At 58.6% G+C, this 18,004-nt stretch carries 19 protein-coding genes; 8 read left to right on the forward strand and 11 right to left on the reverse strand.

Annotation, left to right across the window (positions count from 1 at the left end; genetic code table 11):
• Window positions 1-59: 59 nt before the first annotated feature.
• The 6 genes from D4A92_RS22500 (at window position 60) to D4A92_RS22525 (ending at window position 6,407) form a co-directional block, all read left to right on the forward strand.
• Window positions 60-1,310 carry an ABC transporter substrate-binding protein gene (locus D4A92_RS22500; protein ID WP_203020808.1) on the forward strand — a complete coding sequence of 417 codons (1,251 nt, stop codon included), beginning with the start codon at window positions 60-62 and terminating at the stop codon, window positions 1,308-1,310.
• Between the two features lie 67 nt (window positions 1,311-1,377).
• Window positions 1,378-2,241 carry a carbohydrate ABC transporter permease gene (locus tag D4A92_RS22505; protein ID WP_203020810.1) on the forward strand — a complete coding sequence of 288 codons (864 nt, stop codon included), beginning with the start codon at window positions 1,378-1,380 and terminating at the stop codon, window positions 2,239-2,241.
• Entirely contained in the window at window positions 2,238-3,056 is an 819-nt protein-coding gene (locus tag D4A92_RS22510) for a carbohydrate ABC transporter permease (protein ID WP_203020812.1), read from the forward strand. Before D4A92_RS22505 ends, D4A92_RS22510 begins: the two co-directional genes overlap by 4 nt.
• Window positions 3,057-3,063: 7 nt before the next feature.
• Window positions 3,064-4,110 (forward strand): NAD(P)-dependent alcohol dehydrogenase, encoded by a 1,047-nt coding sequence (locus D4A92_RS22515; protein WP_203020815.1) that lies wholly within the window; start codon window positions 3,064-3,066, stop codon window positions 4,108-4,110.
• Entirely contained in the window at window positions 4,110-5,159 is a 1,050-nt protein-coding gene (locus D4A92_RS22520) for an ABC transporter ATP-binding protein (RefSeq protein ID WP_203020817.1), read from the forward strand. Before D4A92_RS22515 ends, D4A92_RS22520 begins: the two co-directional genes overlap by 1 nt.
• Window positions 5,160-5,318: 159 nt before the next feature.
• Window positions 5,319-6,407: a nucleotidyltransferase family protein gene (locus D4A92_RS22525; protein WP_203020818.1), complete on the forward strand. Its 1,089-nt coding sequence runs from the start codon at window positions 5,319-5,321 to the stop codon at window positions 6,405-6,407.
• Window positions 6,408-6,514: 107 nt separating this feature from the next.
• Here D4A92_RS22525 and D4A92_RS22530 read toward each other — a convergent pair whose 3' ends face one another.
• From D4A92_RS22530 to D4A92_RS22575, 10 genes are all read right to left on the reverse strand, one after another.
• Window positions 6,515-7,438, reverse strand: coding sequence for a DMT family transporter (locus D4A92_RS22530; RefSeq protein WP_203020820.1), 924 nt, complete (start codon window positions 7,436-7,438; stop codon window positions 6,515-6,517).
• A gap of 269 nt (window positions 7,439-7,707) precedes the next feature.
• Window positions 7,708-8,064 carry a VanZ family protein gene (locus D4A92_RS22535; protein ID WP_203020822.1) on the reverse strand — a complete coding sequence of 119 codons (357 nt, stop codon included), beginning with the start codon at window positions 8,062-8,064 and terminating at the stop codon, window positions 7,708-7,710.
• Window positions 8,065-8,295: 231 nt separating this feature from the next.
• Window positions 8,296-9,156: a carbon-nitrogen hydrolase family protein gene (locus tag D4A92_RS22540; protein ID WP_203020824.1), complete on the reverse strand. Its 861-nt coding sequence runs from the start codon at window positions 9,154-9,156 to the stop codon at window positions 8,296-8,298.
• Complete coding sequence (locus D4A92_RS22545) at window positions 9,153-9,806, reverse strand: RraA family protein (RefSeq protein ID WP_203020826.1); 654 nt, start codon at window positions 9,804-9,806, stop codon at window positions 9,153-9,155. The genes D4A92_RS22540 and D4A92_RS22545 overlap by 4 nt, the downstream gene beginning before the upstream one ends.
• 46 nt (window positions 9,807-9,852) lie before the next feature.
• Window positions 9,853-10,719 carry a TauD/TfdA dioxygenase family protein gene (locus D4A92_RS22550; RefSeq protein ID WP_203020828.1) on the reverse strand — a complete coding sequence of 289 codons (867 nt, stop codon included), beginning with the start codon at window positions 10,717-10,719 and terminating at the stop codon, window positions 9,853-9,855.
• Between the two features lie 140 nt (window positions 10,720-10,859).
• Window positions 10,860-11,936, reverse strand: coding sequence for an ABC transporter ATP-binding protein (locus tag D4A92_RS22555; protein ID WP_203020829.1), 1,077 nt, complete (start codon window positions 11,934-11,936; stop codon window positions 10,860-10,862).
• Window positions 11,933-12,736 carry an ABC transporter permease gene (locus D4A92_RS22560; protein ID WP_203020830.1) on the reverse strand — a complete coding sequence of 268 codons (804 nt, stop codon included), beginning with the start codon at window positions 12,734-12,736 and terminating at the stop codon, window positions 11,933-11,935. Before D4A92_RS22560 ends, D4A92_RS22555 begins: the two co-directional genes overlap by 4 nt.
• Window positions 12,736-13,632, reverse strand: coding sequence for an ABC transporter permease (locus D4A92_RS22565; protein ID WP_203020831.1), 897 nt, complete (start codon window positions 13,630-13,632; stop codon window positions 12,736-12,738). The genes D4A92_RS22560 and D4A92_RS22565 overlap by 1 nt, the downstream gene beginning before the upstream one ends.
• Before the next feature lie 9 nt (window positions 13,633-13,641).
• The gene (locus tag D4A92_RS22570) at window positions 13,642-14,694 is read right to left on the reverse strand and encodes an ABC transporter substrate-binding protein (protein WP_246754160.1); all 1,053 of its coding nucleotides are present in this window, start codon (window positions 14,692-14,694) and stop codon (window positions 13,642-13,644) included.
• 189 nt (window positions 14,695-14,883) lie between these two features.
• Window positions 14,884-15,147 carry a helix-turn-helix domain-containing protein gene (locus tag D4A92_RS22575; RefSeq protein WP_203020833.1) on the reverse strand — a complete coding sequence of 88 codons (264 nt, stop codon included), beginning with the start codon at window positions 15,145-15,147 and terminating at the stop codon, window positions 14,884-14,886.
• Between the two features lie 102 nt (window positions 15,148-15,249).
• On the opposite strand from D4A92_RS22575, the gene D4A92_RS22580 reads away from it, so the two are divergent.
• Window positions 15,250-16,140, forward strand: coding sequence for a LysR family transcriptional regulator (locus D4A92_RS22580; RefSeq protein ID WP_203020834.1), 891 nt, complete (start codon window positions 15,250-15,252; stop codon window positions 16,138-16,140).
• Window positions 16,141-16,235: 95 nt separating this feature from the next.
• Here the strand turns inward: D4A92_RS22580 and D4A92_RS22585 are convergent, their stop codons facing one another.
• Window positions 16,236-16,919 (reverse strand): sugar transferase, encoded by a 684-nt coding sequence (locus tag D4A92_RS22585; protein WP_203020835.1) that lies wholly within the window; start codon window positions 16,917-16,919, stop codon window positions 16,236-16,238.
• A gap of 466 nt (window positions 16,920-17,385) precedes the next feature.
• Between D4A92_RS22585 and D4A92_RS22590 the strand changes: the two genes are divergently transcribed.
• Entirely contained in the window at window positions 17,386-17,991 is a 606-nt protein-coding gene (locus D4A92_RS22590) for a recombinase family protein (RefSeq protein ID WP_055971942.1), read from the forward strand.
• Window positions 17,992-18,004: the final 13 nt, after the last annotated feature.

Here is an 18,004-nt window from a genome sequence, read left to right on the forward strand (position 1 = left end):
CCTCTTCGGCAAAAGTGCCCCCGTCGATGGCAAGGGAGTTGCCATCAAGGGAGGAAATCATGACACTGAATGCTCTCCGCGCAGGCTGCGCGGTCATCGCCCTACTTGCCGCCTCGAACGCTTTTGCCGCCGCACAATGCACGGATGACGTCCGCATCCTGGCGCAGCCGCGCGACGGTCTGACGCTTCTCGAAGACTATGTCGACGAGTTCGAGGCGCTTTCCGGTGCCGGCTTCGAGATCAGCTATCTCAACGAAAACGATCGCCGCGCCAAGTCGCAGGCCGACGCATCAACCGTTGGCAGCTTCGACGTCTATTATGTCGACGAAGCCAATCTGGCGCTGTTTGCGTCATCGGGCTGGATCGTGCCCCTTGATGGCTTCTACCCGGCCGAATACGACTACAACGACTTCGACGCGGGCATGCGGGCGGCAGCCACCTATGACGGCAAGCAGTGGTTTGCGCCCGTCCAGGGCGGCGGCGACCTGATGGTCTATCGCACTGATCTTCTCGAAAAGGCAGGCATCGAGCCGCCCAAGACCTGGGACGAATATTTCGCAGCCGTCCAGAAGCTGCATGATCCGGCAAATGGTGTCTATGGCACAGCACTTCGCGGCCAGCGCGGCTCGGGCGCCAATGTCTGGCGCTGGATGCCCTTCTTCAAGGCCAATGGTGGCGAGTGGTTCAAGGATGGCAAGCCAGCCTTCAACTCGGATGCAGCCGTGAAGGCGACCGAGACCTATCTGGAACTCTTCAAATATTCGGCTCCAGGCACGCAGACCGGCTCCTGGGATGAATCGACCGGCGCCTTCCGTTCCGGCAAGGTCGCGATCATCATCGAATCCGCACCCCTTGGCGGCATGTCGGTCGACAAGGCGCAGAGCCAGGTCGCAGACAAGGTCGCCTTCTCGGTTCCGCCATCGCCGCTGCCGGGTGGCGGTTACGCTCATGGCTTTGCGATCGCCTCCAAGGCCAATGCCACGGATGAGGAAAAGGCCTGCGCCGGTCTTTTCGTTGCCTGGGCAACCTCCAAGGAGCAGGAGGCCCGTCGCCTTGCCGCCGGCCAGCCGGGCGAGTTGACGCGCACCAGCACCTATCAGAGCCCGGAATATGCGACGACATTTGGTCAGAACCTCGCCGACGCAATGGCTGCGACCGGTGAGAAGACCACCGTCACATTCTGGCAGGATCCGCGCTGGCAGGAGCTAGGCAATCAGTGGGGCATCATGCTCGAAGAGCTGATCACCGGCAGCCGCACCGATATCAAGGCGACGCTTGACGAACTGGAAGCCTTCGCCGCCAAACTTTAAGGCCCCCCAAGCAGCCAACTCGGGCGCGTCCCCCGACGCGCCCCTTTTTTCCATCAAAGGATCTGCCATGCGCCGCGGCCGCTCGCTGCCTTATGTCTTCTTGGGCCCGACCCTGGGCATCTTGATCATCTTGGCCCTGGTGCCGACGATCTATGCGATCAACATATCGCTTCAGAACCGGACCCTTTCTGCACCCGAGGCAGACTATGTCTGGTTCGCCAATTATCTGGCTCTGTTTTCCGATGCCCGCTTCTTGAATGCGCTTTGGGTGTCGTTCAAATGGGAGATCATCAGCGTCACCGCGACCATGGTGACGGGGCTCGCTCTCGGTATTGCCATGTTCGAAGCGGCAAGCCCCAGGGCGCGCAACGTCCTTTGCGTGCTCTTCATCATTCCCGTTCTCCTGCCGCGTGTTTGCGCAGCCTTCGTCTGGAAGTTTGCCTTCCACCCGCTTTACGGCGCGCTGACATGGCCGGTGCGCGAGATCACCGGCGTCACGCCGGATATCCTGTCGACGCCGCTTGGCGCGCTTCTCGCCGTTGCCTTTGTCGATGTCTGGCAGTGGGGCCTGTTCTTTGCCGTGATCATCCTGAAGCTCCTCGAATCCCTGCCGCCGCAGCCTTTGGAAGCTGCGCGCATCGACCGCGCCACCCGTTTCGAGATCCATCGTTTCGTCACCCTACCCATGCTGAAAGCGCCATTGATCAGCCTGCTTCTCGTCAAGGCGATCGAGAGCCTGCGTTCCTTCGACCTCGTCTATGTCATGACCCGTGGCGGCCCCGGCATCTCCACCGAGACACTCGACATGTATGCCTATTCGCAAGGCTTCATCGAAGCCGGCAAGATCTCCTACGCCTCCTCCATGGCCGTCATCATGATGGTGCTGACCATCGTCACCTTCACCTTTACCTGGAAGAGGCTGAACCGATGAAGTTCTCGACCCTTCTGCTCAGGCTGCTTCTGGTTCTGGCCGCAGCGCTCGTCGTGCTGCCGCTTCTGTGGACCTTGCTCAACGCCTTCAAGACCAATGCCGACCTCCTGGTCTCGACGCCGAAGCTGTTCTTTCAGCCGGTGTGGGACAATATGGCTTATGTGCTCAACCGCCGATCAGTCGCCCGTGCCCTCGTCAATTCGCTGATCATCTGCTCGAGTGCAGTCGTGCTCGGCGCCGTGATCGGTGTTCCAGCCGCCTATGTCATCGCCCGCTTCAAGAACCGGATCACCGCGGAAGCACAGTTCTTCGTCCTGTCGCTGCGCTTCCTGCCACCGGTTGCGATTGCCATTCCCATGCTGGTCATCTGGCTTGGGCTCGATCTCTACGATACCCGCCTGTCGCTGATCGTGACCTATCTGATCGTGACGGCCTCGATCACCATCTGGCTGTCTGTGCCGGCATTCGAACGTGTCAGCCTGCATGTGGAAGAGGCCGCCCGCGTCGATGGTCTGGGTCCTTACGCCACCTTCTTCCGCATCGCGCTGCCCATCGCACGCTTCCAGGTCTTTGGCGCCATCGCCTTTTCTTTCGTGCTCGTCTGGAATGAGTTCCTGCTCGCGATGATGCTCACGACCTCAAAGGCCAAGACCTTGCCAATCATCGCCTCGGAGATGTCGCAGCTCGGCATGAACGTGCCTTGGGGCATCTTGAACGCTGCCGTCGTCCTTTTGTCCCTGCCACCCCTGATCCTGCTCGGGGTCCTGGCCGGTGGCCTCAATGCCGCTTTTTCCAAGAAATCCGATCAAGGTTGATAATCCCATGAAAGCACTTGTCCTCGAGCGTGTCGGCGAACTCTCACTGCGCGACATCGATCTACCCCAGGAGATGGGCCCGGACGACGTCCGCATTCGCATCCACACCGTTGGCGTCTGCGGCAGCGACGTTCACTACTATACCCATGGCCGCATCGGCGATTTCATCGTCAACGAGCCCATGGTGCTCGGCCATGAGGCGGCTGGGACGGTCACAGAAGTGGGCACCAATGTCGCCCATCTGAAGCCCGGTGACCGCGTCTGCATGGAGCCCGGCATTCCCGACGCAAAATCACGCGCCTCGCGGCTTGGCCTCTATAATGTCGATCCGGCCGTGACGTTCTGGGCAACGCCCCCGGTGCACGGGGTGCTAACACCTGAGACGGTTCACCCGGCAAGCTTCACCTACAAGCTGCCGGACAACGTCTCCTTTGCGGAAGGCGCGATGGTCGAACCCTTTGCGGTTGGCATGCAGGCCGCAGCCCGCGCAAAGATCACCCCAGGCGACACAGCCGTGGTGACCGGCTGCGGCACGATCGGCATCATGGTCGCACTTGCGGCTCTTGCCGGTGGCTGTTCGCGCGTGCTGATTTCGGATCTCTCCGAAACCAAGCTGAAGCTTGCCGAAAGCTATGGCGGCATCACCGGGGTCAACCTCAAGCAGGTCGACCTCGTCGAAACGGTCAACAAGGAAACGGACGGCTGGGGTGCGGATATCGTCTTTGAATGCTCTGGCGCGGCTGGCGCCATCAAGGACCTGTTCAAACTGGTTCGACCGGGCGGCACGGTGGTGCTTGTCGGCTTGCCGCCCGAACCTGTCGCCGTCGACCTTGCAGCCGCCTGCTTTCGCGAATGCCGCATCGAGACCGTCTTCCGTTACGCCAATGTCTTTGACCGGGCGCTGGCCTTGATCGCCGCCGGCAAGGTTGATCTCAAGCCCCTGGTATCCGGCACCTATGGGTTCGAGCAATCGATTGAAGCCTTCGAGCGTGCAGCAGAAGGCCGGCCGGAAGATGTGAAGTTGCAGATCATCGTGGACGGGGAGGGCAAGTGATGGCCACTGTCGAATGCCGGGCTATCCGCAAAGTCTATGGCGCGCTGGAAGTCATGCGCGACTTCGATCTGAAGATCGATGATCATGAATTCGTGGTCTTCCTCGGCCCATCCGGCTGCGGAAAGTCCACCATGCTGCGCATGATTGCCGGCCTCGAAGACATCTCCGGCGGTGATCTCTTCATCGGTGGCGAGCGGATGAATGACCGCGATCCTGGCGACCGCGGCATCGCCATGGTCTTCCAGAATTATGCCCTATATCCGCATATGAGCGTGCGCGAGAACATCACCTTCGGGCTTGAGCGGGCAGGCACGCCCAAGGCCGCCATTGAACAGCGCCTCTCACCGGTCGTCGAGGCGCTGGGGCTCGGCGTCTATCTCGCCCGCAAACCGACGGAACTGTCAGGCGGCCAGCAACAGCGCGTGGCAATTGCGCGTGCCATGATCAAGACGCCCGAGGTCTTCCTGTTCGACGAGCCGCTCTCCAACCTTGATGCCAAACTGCGGGGCAGCCTGCGCGTCGAAATCGCCCGTCTGCACCGCGATCTGAAGACAACCAGCATCTATGTCACCCATGATCAGCTTGAGGCGATGACGCTTGCCGACCGGATCGTCCTGATGAAGGACGGCAGGATCGAACAGATGGGAACGCCGGACGAAATCTACCAGAAGCCGGCCACTGTGTTTGCGGCCGGCTTCATCGGCACGCCGAACATGAACTTCCTGTCGCTCGATACGGCCGGTGAGAAACTCGTTGATGATCACATCGCTCTGCCCACACCTGTTCAAGTCAGACCCGGCCCGGTCACCGTCGGCATCAGGCCCGGTGCGCTTCGTCTGAGTGGTGATCATGGTCAAATCAGAGGACGGGTCGAGCGCAATGAGTTTCATGGAGAAACGCGGCTCTTGACGCTGAACATTGGCTCAAATGAACTCTGCGTGTCCGTGCCGGCCTCGCTACGCGTCAGGCAAGACGAACTGCTCGGTTTCGATGTCGCTTCCGACGACCTTCACCTCTTCGATCCGACAACCGGACATCGCCTCGTTTAGAGCTGATACTCTGGGAACGGGTCAGAGGAGGGACCTCGCCTCTGGCGTTTCGATGCGATCGCTGCCGCGTCCTGAAGCCCACCACTGCAGCCAACTTGACCTCGTCCAAGCACCGGTTATACTGTTTTTGAAAAACAGTATAACCGGTGGAGCAAGGCCATGAAGTCGATAGACCTCATGTACCAAACGATGCTTGCGGAGCTGGACCAGCGCTCGTTTGACGCCGCTTGGACAGCCGATTTTCCTTCAACGGGCCGGTTCACCCCGGCGAACATCAAGGGGCGCAAATACTGGTACTTCGACATCCCAGACGGTCATGGTGGCACGAAACGCCGATATGTCGGTCCGGCCGATGACCCCGTTCTATCTCAGCGCGTAGCAGATCATAAGCGGGACAAGGACGATTTGCGCGCCCGGAGGCGCCTGGTCAACACCTTGACGCGTGAGGGTGGAATGATCGCCCCCGATGCCATGTCCGGTGACATAGTCGGGGCCCTTGCCGAGGCTGGCCTTTTTCGGCTGAGAGGCGTGCTTATCGGGACGGTGGCCTTTCAGTGCTATTCAGGGCTGCTGGGAATCCGTCTCCCCATGGCAGCAATCTTAACTGGGGACGCAGATATTGCCCAAGACTACGCCATCAGCCGTGAAGTAGAAGATAGCCTGCCTCCGTTAGTCGAGCTGCTACAGGATGTGGACCCCAGCTTCCGACCAGTCTCCCATCGTTCAGGATCTGCTGCTTCGACGGCGTTCCAAAATGCCGGGGGTTACCGGGTTGAGTTCCTGACGTCTAACCGTGGTTCGGACGATGACATCGACCAGCCGGCAAGGATTCCGGCCCTCGGTGGCGCCAGCGCGGATCCCTTACGTTTTCTCGATTTCCTGATCCGCGATCCGGTCAGGACAATGCTGCTACACCGCAGCGGGATCCCGGTCGTTGTCCCTGATCCGTCGCGGTATGCGGTCCATAAGCTCATCGTTGCCAGTCGACGGCACACGAACGAACAAGGCCTGATGAAACGCAACAAGGACATTCGTCAAGCTGGTCTGCTCTTCGACGCCCTGCTGCAGACTCGGCGATCTGCCGATCTGGCGCTCGTCTACATGCAAGCTTGGGAGCGCGGCTCCGCATCGCAGGACGCCATTCGAACCGGGGCGGGCATGCTACCGGCACAGGACGCAGAGCGGCTCAAGTCGATCCTCATCGAGGGAGCAAAGAGGATCCGTGAAACCGTCGAGCTTCCCTTTTAGAAGATTGGGCTGCCATTTCTCTTCGTAAGCCGCACAATGAAAGCCCTGAGTGTTCATCTTCGGCTTTGAAGAAGATCGCATTGAGGACCGGTCCACTTTGGCGATCGTCAGGCATTTCGGCCGGGTGTATCCACTACGTTTGGAACACGTCGCCGCCGGCCGTCGACTGCGGCCATCGCCGCACCGCCGAGAACAAGCGGAAGCGCGCTCAGAAAAGCGTGGGACAACGCCACATCGAACAAGAGCATGTCGGCGAGTATCGGCCAGGTGATTGCAAGATACTCGAAAGGCGCGAGCAACGAAGCCTCCGCGTGCCGGAACGCCAACGTCATGGCGATATGCGCAAAACCTCCGAACAGCCCCGCAAGAACAAGCATGATGAGCTGATACATGTCCGGCGCCATCCAGCCAAAAGGAATGGATGCAATGCCGCCGAGCATGGACGCGATGACGAAGTAAAAGGCGATTGCGCCCGGATTCTCTGTCCGGCTGAGACTGCGCACCATGATCAGCGCAAAAGCAGTCAGTACACCCATCAGCAGTCCAAAGACATATCCCCATAGCCGGTCGCCGCTGAAACTCGTGTTTCCCATTTCAGGCCAAACCAGGATGAGAACGCCTGCGAGCCCTAGAACGACACCGCCGACGCGCCAGACCGTCACCCGTTCCGACAACAGGAGAACGCCCGCGATGCTGGTGAATGTCGGCGACAGGTAGCTGAGCAGCGTTGCTTCAGCGAGGGGTAGTCTCGCAATCGAAGCGAATGACGCAAACATGGCGGCGGCACCCAGGCTTGAGCGAAGAAGATGTCCCAGAGGTCGCCTTGTCGAGAGACCATGCGGAAACTCACCGCGGATCCATAAAAAGATCACAAGAGGGATCAGTGCAAACGCAGAGCGAAAGAAGACGATTTCTCCGACGGGTACCTCGGTCGATATCGCCTTTATGCAGATCGACATGCCGGCAAAGAGACAACCGGACAAGATCCGCAAGGCAATGCCAAAAGGGGGATTCTCAGAAACTATGCTCACTCTTTATCCTTCGCGTCGATGGTTGCCGTGCGCAAACTGAAATCGGGCGTGGTATCAGCATCAAAGGGTGCAGGAGGTGGATAGGAGCCGTAACGAGAGAGTGCGACAACGAAAAACGCGCATCCACAAGCAAGGCTCCAACCAAACGAGTTCGTAGACTGATCGTGTCGACATCGAGCCAATCTCTCACTTGATCCGGTTCGCTTGGTCCCCGGACATCATGCTGGGCTCAAGGGTGACAATTGTCCGCCCCGCGTCACGCTGCCAGACTAAGGCGACTTCGCACCCCTGCGCGACAGGTAGTTGGTGAACCAGCCGGCAGCGACCCCGACAAGCACACCGAGCGCCTTGACCACGGCATCTTGAAACTCAGGGTGTCGCGTCTTGGAGGCGAACTGAACCAGCTCGATCACGAACGCGGCGAAGAAAAGCACGACGGTTATGGAAAGGACCCGGCGCGGATAGGCGATGACAAACAATGCCGACATACCGAGAAAAGCGAGTGCACGATCGAGATTGTTCGAGGTGATGGTGGGTGGTCTCGCCTCAATCGGTACCAATGTGACGAAGACGATGAGGGCCAACCCCGTCCAGGCGGCAAAACGAACGAATCTGCGAATGGTCATCAATCCATGATAGCAACAAGGGTGCCGGCCACAAGGAAACAGGCGCCGATGAAAGCCACCCATACAGTAAAGGCTATGGATAAGGCTGACCTAAGCTCGCACGGCATTCGGGCTCGATCACCCTCCGCCGATGCCGGGCAGTAATTCGCATCCGACGTGGCACCGCTCGAGGCGCAACGACCAGCTCGATTGGCAAATCGAATCTGCCCCTGTCCGCTTCAACCCGACGGCCTACGATCGATCCATCGAAGTAGACACGACCGACATCGACTTGAGATCCCGCCGATGTTTGGCCATGGGGATCATCTCACGCACCCTGTCGACCACTGCCCGGTCGAGTACAGCATTAATCACGCCGACCTCCCGATCCGCCGTTGCAATCACACGTCCCCAGGGATCGACCACCATGGAATGCCCGTACATCAAGCGCTCCTCTCCGTTGGGAGCGCGGTAGCTGCCACACTGGCCACAAGCCAGGAAGTAAGACTGAAATTCGATCGCCCTCGCTCGGCACAAGACCTCCCAGTGATCTCTGCCGGTCTGCTGCGTGAAGGCGGCTGGGAGGATGATCAGATCGACATCCAACCCTGCCAGATGATCAAACAGCCGAGAAAAGCGTAGATCATAACAGATCGCGCAACCGACCCTGAACCCACCTATCTCATAGACAAGCAGCCCATCTCCCGCTGCGACCACGGCTGACTCAGCATAGACTTTGCCATCTGGTGCCGTGATGTCGAAGAGATGGATCTTGCGATAGCGGCCAATCTCCGTCCCTGAGGCATCAAAGACCACAGAAGTGTTGAAAATCGTACTCGCATCGGGACGGCGCTCCAACAGGCTGCCGGCATGAATGGCGACACCGCCCTCGCGGGCAAAGGTCCGAACCATTTCATAGGCCTCACCACCGGGCACCAGATCAGCCGCCTGTCGCTTCTCATCCGGCGTCCCACCGGTCCAGTCGAAATGCTCCGGCAAGACCAGGAGATCAGGCTTTGACCCAGCACAGGCGTCGCGCATCAAACGCAGAGCCTGGGCGAGATTGGCCGAACGATCCGGCTGGGAATTCATCTGGATGAGTGCGATGTTCATGAAACTGGTTCACTTTCAAAATCAAAGATCGAAAGGCCGTCAGCCAGGTGAGCCCGCAATCGGAGTGAACGCTTCTGTCGCTCGATGGCAAAGCAGGCGAGCGCCTCCATGCGCTGCCGCTCGGCCACGAATACCCCTTCGTGATCGGCGAGCACGGCATAACCTGGCAGGACAGCGGTAGCGCCACAGGCTATCGGCACATTGATCGAACCACCCACCGTGATCTTGCGATTGGTGGTCCGTGATGATCGACCACGGCACCAGACGGGCAAACCGACCGCGATGATTTCCTCAAGATCGGTTGCCGGACCGTCGATGATGATGCCCGCAGCTCCCCGCGCCTGAGCGGCAAGCGCAACACCGCCGCCGACACAGGCAATGTCATCCCGGTCGACCCGGGAAATGACAATGATGTCGCCGGGCTGAATGAGATCAATGGCCCTGTAGATCACAGCACCATCGCGACCCGGTGCTGCAACCGTCAAAGCCTGGCCCGACACCCGTGCCGGCGTGATCGGCAAGATGCCGTCTCCGACGAAACCCAAATGTTCGACATGGCCGATCGTGGCGGTTTCGGTCTGCGAGAGCAGGTCAGTGAGCGCCTTCGACAAAGGAGGCTGGTTGGGCTCGACCTGATAGTCTGTTCGCATCGTCTTCTCCTGCTCTCGCATTCCCGCCCCACTTAGACTTGGCCACTCAGACCGGACGTTCGCCCGACGTGGTCGTGCGATGCATGATGCGGATGGTGTTGGGATCGAAGCCGTCACGGCGATGCATGGTGCAGCGATTGTCCCACATCATGATATCGCCTTCCTCCCAAGACTGGACGAAGATGTCGCTCTGGCCGGTCGTGTGCTCCCAAAGCTCTTGCAACAGGCCGAAGCTCTCGTCCTGCGGCATGCCGACGATCCAGGCGCCCTCGATCGTGCCGCCGAGATAAAGCGCCTTGCGGCCGGTTTCGCCATGGGTGCGGACAAGCGGATGAACGACACCATCCCATTCGCGGAAGTCCTTTGACTTCGGCTCCTGCTTGTTGAGCCGAAGCTTGCCGGTCTTGTCATAGACATTCTGGAAGAAGATCTGTCGGCCGGTCACGGCCTTCTTAAGCGCCTCGGGCAAGCTCTCATAGGCGAGATAGGTGGAGAGGAAGTAAGTGTCTCCACCTGAAGGCGGGACCTGGATGGCCCGCAGGATGGCGCCGGCCGGCGGACGCTCATAGAACCAGGTGTCGGTATGCCAGGTGGCCTCGCTATTGCCGAGCGCACCGCTCGGCTTGCCGTCCTTCATCTGGTTGGAAATCACCAGGATTTCCGGATGGGTGGGGTGCCCGCCTTCCTGCAATTGCTTGGGGTGAATGACAAAGTCACCGAAATGCCGCGAGAAACGCACCTGATCGCCGTCGGAGATGTGCGTTTGTTTGAACCGCAGCACACCATATTCAAGCCAAAGCCGGCGCAGCTCGGCGATATCCCGGTCATCATAGTTCTGAAAATCGAATCCCTCGACCTCAGCGCAGACATTGGTGGAGTTTTGCGTCGCGTGGATCTTTTCCTTGAGCATCATGGTCCTGTCTCCTTGAGATGCGGCGAGGAAGCCCTCAACCGATACGGCATCCAGCCGTTGCCAAACCTTAAGTCCGTCCTTGCCCGGCGCTCCAATAGCGATCGGCCGCCATTGATAGGCGCGGCCGATCGCTCAAGCCTTCAGGACGAAAGCAGCCGGACATCCTCCGGCGCCACCGATAGCCAGAGCTCACCGCCAGGTGCCGGCAGTGCGAGACCTTGAGAGGCGCTGCAGACAAATGTGATCAGCAGATCAGGAGCGAGTTCCACAGAAAGCTCCAATTGAGCCCCGAGATCGACGACCCGCCTCAGGCGTCCGGCAAGCCGGTTCGGTCCACCCCCGGCCGCAGTTGAAAGATGCAGATGTTCGGGGCGAATGCAGACAAAGCCCGTCTCCGGTGTCACCTTTTTCGCCGCTGAGACCAGCGAGATCCCGCTATCGGCCAGCATCACCTCCGTGCCGCGCCCGGTCGTTTTCCAGGAGGAATAGGGAATAAGGTTCGATCGTCCGATAAAATCGGCCACGAAGCGCGACTTCGGATTGCGATAGATCTCGCCCGGTCGTCCTTCCTGGGCAATCTCGCCACCCCACATGACGATGATGCGGTCGGACATCGCCATGGCCTCTTCCTGGTCATGGGTGACATAGACAAAGGTCATGCCAAGCTCTGCCTGGATTTCCTTCAGCTCGATGCGCATGGCTTCACGGAGTTTAAGGTCAAGATTGGAAAGCGGCTCATCAAGGAGGAGGACGGAGGGACGTGGCGCAATTGCGCGGGCCAGAGCCACCCGTTGCTGCTGGCCACCGGAGAGCTCGCGCGGATAACGCTCGGCAAATCCCGACAGATGAACGCTTTCAAGCGCATCCGTGATCCGGCCTGCGATCTCCTCTTTCGGCACCTTGCGCATCTTGAGGCCGAAGCCAACATTCTCCGAGACCGTCATATGCGGGAAGAGCGCATAGTTCTGGAAGACGAGACCGATATTGCGGTGCTCGGGCGAAACCCGCACCTGGCTCTTGCCGCGGATCCTGATGTCACCGGAAGACGGTGTGGCGAAACCGGCAATCATGTTGAGTGTCGTCGTCTTGCCGCAACCGGAGGGTCCAAGAATGCTGACAAATTCGCCGCGCGGGACGGACAGACTGAGATCACGCACGACGGGCACTGCGCCATAGGACTTGCTGACCGACTGAAGTTCGATATCGAGTGGGGTCATTTGCTTCCACCATGGAGTTGGGCGGAAAAACCGCCGATTTTTTCAAAGATGAAGATTGCCGCCAGAATGAAGATCATCGAGGCGACATTGACGGCCGCCATGACCGGATCGAGGCTGTATTCAAGATGGTTGATCACCTTGATCGGCAGCGTGGTGTCACCCGGCCGCACAAGGAAGACGGACAGTGGAATGTTGTTGAAGGAGATGATGAAGGCGAAGGTGACACCGGACAAAAGCCCCGGTTTGATCAGCGGCAGCAGGATATAGCGCAACCGATCAAAACGACCGGCCCCTAGGATCTGGGCCGCCTGGTCGAGCCCCCGATCGAAATTGGCGATCGAACCGGCGACCATGCGCGTGACAAATGGCAGGGTCAGAACGACATGGGCGGCAATCAAAGCTTCCGTCCCAAGGAATTGCTGCAGGCCCAGTTGCGAGATGAACAGGACGACCGCAACACCCTTGACGATCTGCGGCACCGAAAGCGGCGATAGCAGGAAGGACATGACGACATCGCTTTTCGGAAAGCGCTCGAAGACAATGGCATAGGCCGCCATCAGTCCTGCCAATCCGCTGATCACACTGACGATCACGGCAATCTTGACGCTGAGCCAGAAGGGCTCGAGCCAACGTGGATGCATGAGATCCCCATACCAGCGAAGCGTCCAGTTGAGCGGATTGAGCGTCACCTCGGAGGTCGGGCTGAAGGATGCAGCGAGAACCACGATGATCGGCATGGTGATGAAGACGAGGACCGCAACAAGCGATACCCAGAACAGAAGACCGGAAACACGGTTCATCACGCAGCACCTCCCCGGCCACTCAGCCTCATGCGACGACGTGCCTCGAAGCGGATCCCGAGAAAGGAAACCCCGAGCATCATGAGAAAGAGGGCATTGGCCATCACGGCCGCAAACGGCCAGTTGACATAAAACAGCACCTGTTCGGCGATCATCGTCGCGAGCACCTTGAACCCCGCGCCACCCAGAAGGGCAGGGGTGGCATAGGCACTCGCGGCCATGGTGAAGGCGATGAGAAGCGAGCTGATGATACCGGGCACGGAAAGCGGTAAGACCACATGGCGCATGACGCTGATCCGTGATGCACCCAGCACCTGGGCTGCCCGTTCCAGATTGGGATCTATCCCCTGGATACTGGTCATCAAGGACAGAATGCCGAAAGGCAGCACCACATGGGTCAGCCCAACAACCACGGCAAACATGTTCTTCGACAGGGGCAGGGGAGAGGCAATCAGCCCGAGATGCAAGAGCGCATCATTGATGAAGCCGCGATCCTCGAGAATGATCAGCCAGCCATAGGTGCGAAGAACGACACCGGCGAGCTCGGGTGCCAGCGCCAGAGCAAAGACCAGCGCTCGCGTCCTTCCCCGTGCCCGCGCCAGATAATAGGCCACGGGATAGCCAAGCACCGTGACGCAGACCGCCACACAAAGCGACATCACAACCGTGCGAAAGATACCCGGCAGCGACAGACCATCGGTCAAGAAGCGTTGGTAACTTGCAAGCGAAGGCAGGCCGGATGCGGGATCGGTAAAACTGAGCCCGATCATCATGCCCATTGGAAGCGCAAAAAAGATCAGGAGCATCAGGACGGAAGGGAAAAGCGCAAGATAAAGATGCGCCGGTCCCTTTGCCCGCGGAAGCGCCGCGGGCAGGACAAGAGAGAGACTGTTCATAACGCCCCCTTACCGACGCGCCGCTGACACGACATCACGGTCCCAACGCTCGGACCATTCGGGCATGCGTGTCGCCATGACAGTAAGATCAGGCAAAAGCAACTGATCAAGCTCCGCCTCGCTGATCTGACGGGAAAGAAGCTCTTCCGGCACAGTGATATCACTGCGCGCACTGCTGACACGGTAGCCCTCGACCCAGGCTTCCTGACTGGATTTCCGCAGGAAGAAGTCGATGAAGCGATAGGCCGCGTCCTTGTTTTCAGCACCGACGGGCACGCTCAGGGTCGCAATCAGCGGGATCGTGCCCTCGGCGGGACGGACGTAATCGACAGGCGCCCCGGAATCGACCAGCAGCTGCGCCCGTCCATTCCAGAACGGCATCGCCCAGACGGAACCGTCCCTGATATAGCTGTCAAGAAGCGCCGAGGATTGCTCAAAGCCAATCGACTGACGCGCCACAGAGGCCATGGCGGCAAAACCCGGATCGAGATCATCGACCAGTCCGCCACCATTCATGTGAGACATCACCTGTAGCAGGTTGACCGCCATGACATTCTGAAAGGTCGGCAGGATCACCCGACCGGATAGCGCGGGCTCAAGCAACAGATTCCAGGAGGATGGCACACCCTCGACATGATCAGTGCGATAGAGCAGCGACATATACTGCACTTCATGCACCGCCCCACAGGGCCCGGCAGCATCAGAAAGACGCGGCGACAGAGCCGCAAGCTCACCAATCACGTCAACCGGCAGTTCCTGAAGCAGACCTTCCTGACACCCCTGCAGTGCCTGGGCAGCGGTCATGACGACGACATCAAAGCCCGGACGACCACCCGTCGCCTTGATCTTCGCATAGTCCTGTGAGGAAGACCCCACAGCATCATAGACCACACGAATGCCGGTCTCAGCCTCAAACGGCTCGATGATCCGAGAACGGATGATCTCCTCATAAGGCCCGCCATAGCTGTTCAACACCAGCTGCTCTGCAGCCACCGAACTGCCACCACCGACAACACCCACAAAACCAAGCAACGGAAAAAGACCAACGATCAAACGTCGCATTCGCTCACGCATACCCATAACAGTTCTCACTTTCTTCTGGTTGTTCCCAGTGAGAAAGTGCCGTCATGGCTGCAGGCGGTCTAATAGCGACCGCATTGGATTCATTCCCCTCGGACATGAAAACCGCCGACGTGAAGCTGGACAATGTAATTCCAGCATCACAGTCGAAATCCAAATATCACTATTATTTTAAGACGATCGTCGTTTACGACCGGAACGTAGCGGAGGCGGAGGTTCGATCTCATCTGGCTCGACAAAGAGCCTCGATACTGGCACGCCGAGAGCTCTGGCTATCGCATCTAGTGCAGCAACCGTTACATTTTCGGTCCCACGCTCGATACGCCCGACATAGGATCGGTCGATATCTGTCTCAAGTGCAAGTCGCTCCTGTGACAGGCCAAGCTCCACGCGCAGAAGTCTAACGTTCCAGCCGATTGTCTTACGAGTATCCATTCGTCAATGGTGCAGGAATAAGTGCTTGACAATCGACGGACTGACAGTCCCATATTGACTATCACAGGACCTCAGTCGAACTTTCGCCCGAGAAGGATGGTCATGGAACTCCGCCAACTCTCCTATTTTGTCGCTGTCGCTGAAGAACTGCACTTCGGTCGTGCGGCCATGCGGGTGAACATTGCCCAGCCGGCACTGAGCACGCAGGTCCAGGCGCTGGAAAAGGGGCTTGGGGTGCAGTTGCTGACGCGCTCGACCCGCAAGGTCGAACTGACGCGGGCAGGGGAGGTGTTCTACGATCGCTGTGTCAGAATGCTGGGAGAACTGGATCTGTCAGCCGAGATGGCGCGTGCGGCAGGAGGCAGGACCATGCGGGAGATCAGGATCGGCACGATCTATCCGGCGACGACAGGAGTGCTGCCGGCGTTCCTGGCGCGCATCGGCCGGAAGTTTCCCGACATCCGCCTGCATGTCTCGAATGGCTCGACATCGGAAATCATCCGGCAGCTCGAATGCGGCAAGCTGAACCTCGGCTTCATTCGGCCGGTCGAGAACATTGGCTCGCTGCGCTTCTTCTCGATTGCCCATGAGCGCTATCTGCTGGCAGTGCCGTCGGGCAATCCGCTTGCGTCAAAAAACGAAGTGACGATCGAGGATCTGAGGGCCGAGAAGATCATCGCCTTCAAGCGACAGAACCTCTCCTACACCGAGCGCTATTTTGCGGAGACCTTCGAGGAGCATGGGCTGAATGACAATGTCGCCTATACCTGTGACGACACCTTCTCGCTGATCTCGCTTGTGTCATCCGGTCTGGGCGTCGGCTTTGCACCGGAATGGACAGGAGATCTGCCGGGCAGGGACGTTGTGCTGAAGAAGGTGACAGGGATCGATCTGAAGATCGGGCTCGGTGTTGCCTGGAGCAAGGATGATCCGACAGCCGCCCGTGATGACATCATCGATATTGCCCGAACGCTATCGCGTCCAAAGAGCTGATACCTGCCAGCCAGTCGAATGCAGGCAATCTTAATCCGCAAATTAGCGCCTTATCCCGAACCTCCAACGATCTCCAGCCGAACCAGCGAAGGTGTTCAGAATCCCTTACCACCCTTGAGCTCCGACCAGATGGTGCCGAAAATGATCTTCACGTCCAAGATGAAGGAGAAATTTTCGATGTAGTACAGATCTGCATTGACCCGGGCTTTCGCCTTCGAGACCTTGTCGGTGGGGCCCCTCAGCCCCCTTACCTGTGCCAAGCCAGTCAAACCTGGGCGCATTTTGTGACGCTGATGATAGGTCGGGACAAGGTCTTCATAGAGCATTCCACCTGCAAGCATACCAATTGCATGGCAGCGCGGTCCAACCAGTGACATATCACCAATCAACACGTTGAACAACTGCGGCAATTCATCAAGATTAGATTTCCGCAAGAAAGCACCCAGCTTGGTAATACGAGGATCATGCTTCACGGTCTGCGTCACGCCGGAGGCGTCGCAAAGATCTGCACGCATCGATCGAAATTTATAGATGCGGATCTTCTTGCCATTCATTCCCCAGCGCAACTGCGAAAAAATCGGCGAACCGGGGCTCTCAAGCCGCACCAGGATTGCGATCAATAAAAGTGCGGGCATCAACAGAATAAGCACGGAAAGCGATGCTACAATATCAAGCACCCTCTTCAAGAGAAGGTCCAAAGACTTAGGTCGACGGAAGCCGGATCCACCAATCGAGGACCCAAACGCATGACTATGACCAACGGCGCCCAGCTCTGCCATATCTCAAACTCTGAATGTATTGATCGCAACGGGACAAATAAAAGACCGGCTGGCCTTTTCCCCACATACGTTTAATACAGCCCAAACCGTGCGTCACTAGGAAACTTAACAAATAGTTAACTTTGGTCGACAGCGATAAGCAATGTTGCAATGCAGCAACTTTGACCATCTTTTTAACAAGTTCCGATAAAATTTCAGGCAACCAACGACAGCTTTTTTAAGCAGGTCGATGGCCAACTGAGCGCTCAGCAACTGGAAACCTCCAAAAACCTCCCCCATTTGGGGCTCCGTGGGAATCTCTGCAATATTACCCGCTAAGAGATTTTTGGTGTGACGGAAAACAGATGATTTCCGCGTAGCGGTTCGGCGGGTCGAAATCGACGGGGTGACTGGGCAATTATTTGCGCGACAAACCCTGTCGGAATGTGAGACTGTGCGGCAACACGGAATTTGAGGTTTGTCGTGCATGTTGATCGGTTACATGCGGGTATCGAGCGGTGATGAGCGGCAGTCGGTTGCCTTGCAGCGCGACGCCCTGCTCGCGGCCGGGGTCGATCAGCGTCACCTGCATCAGGATCGCGCTTCGGGCGCGCGCGACGATCGGCCGGGGCTGAAGGCTTGCCTTGCGGAATTGTGCGAGGGTGACGTGCTGGTCGTTTGGAAGCTCGACCGTCTGGGCCGATCACTCTCCCACCTGATCAGAATCGTTGAGGATCTGAAGATGCGCGGGGTCGCCTTCCGCTCTTTGACGGAAGCTATCGACACGACGAATTCGCACGGTGCGTTCCTGTTCAACCTGTTTGGCACGCTCGCCGAATACGAGAGAGTGCTGATCACGGAGCGGGTCAACGCTGGACTGGCGGCGGCACGCCGGCGCGGTCGCAAGGGCGGTAGGCCACCGACGATCGACACCGAAAAGGTTGAGCAGATTCTGGCGGCGCTGGAAGCCGGCGCCAGCAAGGCGTCGGTGTGTCGGACATTCAAGGTGCCGCGCTCGACTCTCATCGATACATTGCGGCGAACCGGATGGACCGGACCGGGCAAAGAAGATGAGCCTGCTCCCCCAGTTTGAGAGCGGGTGTGAC

The sequence above is a fragment of the Rhizobium rosettiformans genome (assembly GCF_016806065.1).
Lineage (GTDB): Bacteria > Pseudomonadota > Alphaproteobacteria > Rhizobiales > Rhizobiaceae > Allorhizobium.

What these genes read in the sequence shown, in the direction of transcription:
- D4A92_RS22500 (WP_203020808.1), top strand. Translation starts at nt 60, where the DNA reads ATGACACTGAATGCTCTCCGCGCAGGCTGCGCGGTCATCGCCCTACTT.
- D4A92_RS22505 (WP_203020810.1), top strand. Translation starts at nt 1,378, where the DNA reads ATGCGCCGCGGCCGCTCGCTGCCTTATGTCTTCTTGGGCCCGACCCTG.
- D4A92_RS22550 (WP_203020828.1), bottom strand. Translation starts at nt 10,719, where the DNA reads ATGATGCTCAAGGAAAAGATCCACGCGACGCAAAACTCCACCAATGTC.
- D4A92_RS22520 (WP_203020817.1), top strand. Translation starts at nt 4,110, where the DNA reads ATGGCCACTGTCGAATGCCGGGCTATCCGCAAAGTCTATGGCGCGCTG.
- D4A92_RS22515 (WP_203020815.1), top strand. Translation starts at nt 3,064, where the DNA reads ATGAAAGCACTTGTCCTCGAGCGTGTCGGCGAACTCTCACTGCGCGAC.
- D4A92_RS22545 (WP_203020826.1), bottom strand. Translation starts at nt 9,806, where the DNA reads ATGCGAACAGACTATCAGGTCGAGCCCAACCAGCCTCCTTTGTCGAAG.
- D4A92_RS22510 (WP_203020812.1), top strand. Translation starts at nt 2,238, where the DNA reads ATGAAGTTCTCGACCCTTCTGCTCAGGCTGCTTCTGGTTCTGGCCGCA.
- D4A92_RS22585 (WP_203020835.1), bottom strand. Translation starts at nt 16,919, where the DNA reads ATGGCAGAGCTGGGCGCCGTTGGTCATAGTCATGCGTTTGGGTCCTCG.
- D4A92_RS22570 (WP_246754160.1), bottom strand. Translation starts at nt 14,694, where the DNA reads ATGCGACGTTTGATCGTTGGTCTTTTTCCGTTGCTTGGTTTTGTGGGT.
- D4A92_RS22565 (WP_203020831.1), bottom strand. Translation starts at nt 13,632, where the DNA reads ATGAACAGTCTCTCTCTTGTCCTGCCCGCGGCGCTTCCGCGGGCAAAG.
- D4A92_RS22560 (WP_203020830.1), bottom strand. Translation starts at nt 12,736, where the DNA reads ATGAACCGTGTTTCCGGTCTTCTGTTCTGGGTATCGCTTGTTGCGGTC.
- D4A92_RS22535 (WP_203020822.1), bottom strand. Translation starts at nt 8,064, where the DNA reads ATGACCATTCGCAGATTCGTTCGTTTTGCCGCCTGGACGGGGTTGGCC.
- D4A92_RS22525 (WP_203020818.1), top strand. Translation starts at nt 5,319, where the DNA reads ATGAAGTCGATAGACCTCATGTACCAAACGATGCTTGCGGAGCTGGAC.
- D4A92_RS22580 (WP_203020834.1), top strand. Translation starts at nt 15,250, where the DNA reads ATGGAACTCCGCCAACTCTCCTATTTTGTCGCTGTCGCTGAAGAACTG.
- D4A92_RS22555 (WP_203020829.1), bottom strand. Translation starts at nt 11,936, where the DNA reads ATGACCCCACTCGATATCGAACTTCAGTCGGTCAGCAAGTCCTATGGC.
- D4A92_RS22590 (WP_055971942.1), top strand. Translation starts at nt 17,386, where the DNA reads ATGTTGATCGGTTACATGCGGGTATCGAGCGGTGATGAGCGGCAGTCG.
- D4A92_RS22540 (WP_203020824.1), bottom strand. Translation starts at nt 9,156, where the DNA reads ATGAACATCGCACTCATCCAGATGAATTCCCAGCCGGATCGTTCGGCC.
- D4A92_RS22575 (WP_203020833.1), bottom strand. Translation starts at nt 15,147, where the DNA reads ATGGATACTCGTAAGACAATCGGCTGGAACGTTAGACTTCTGCGCGTG.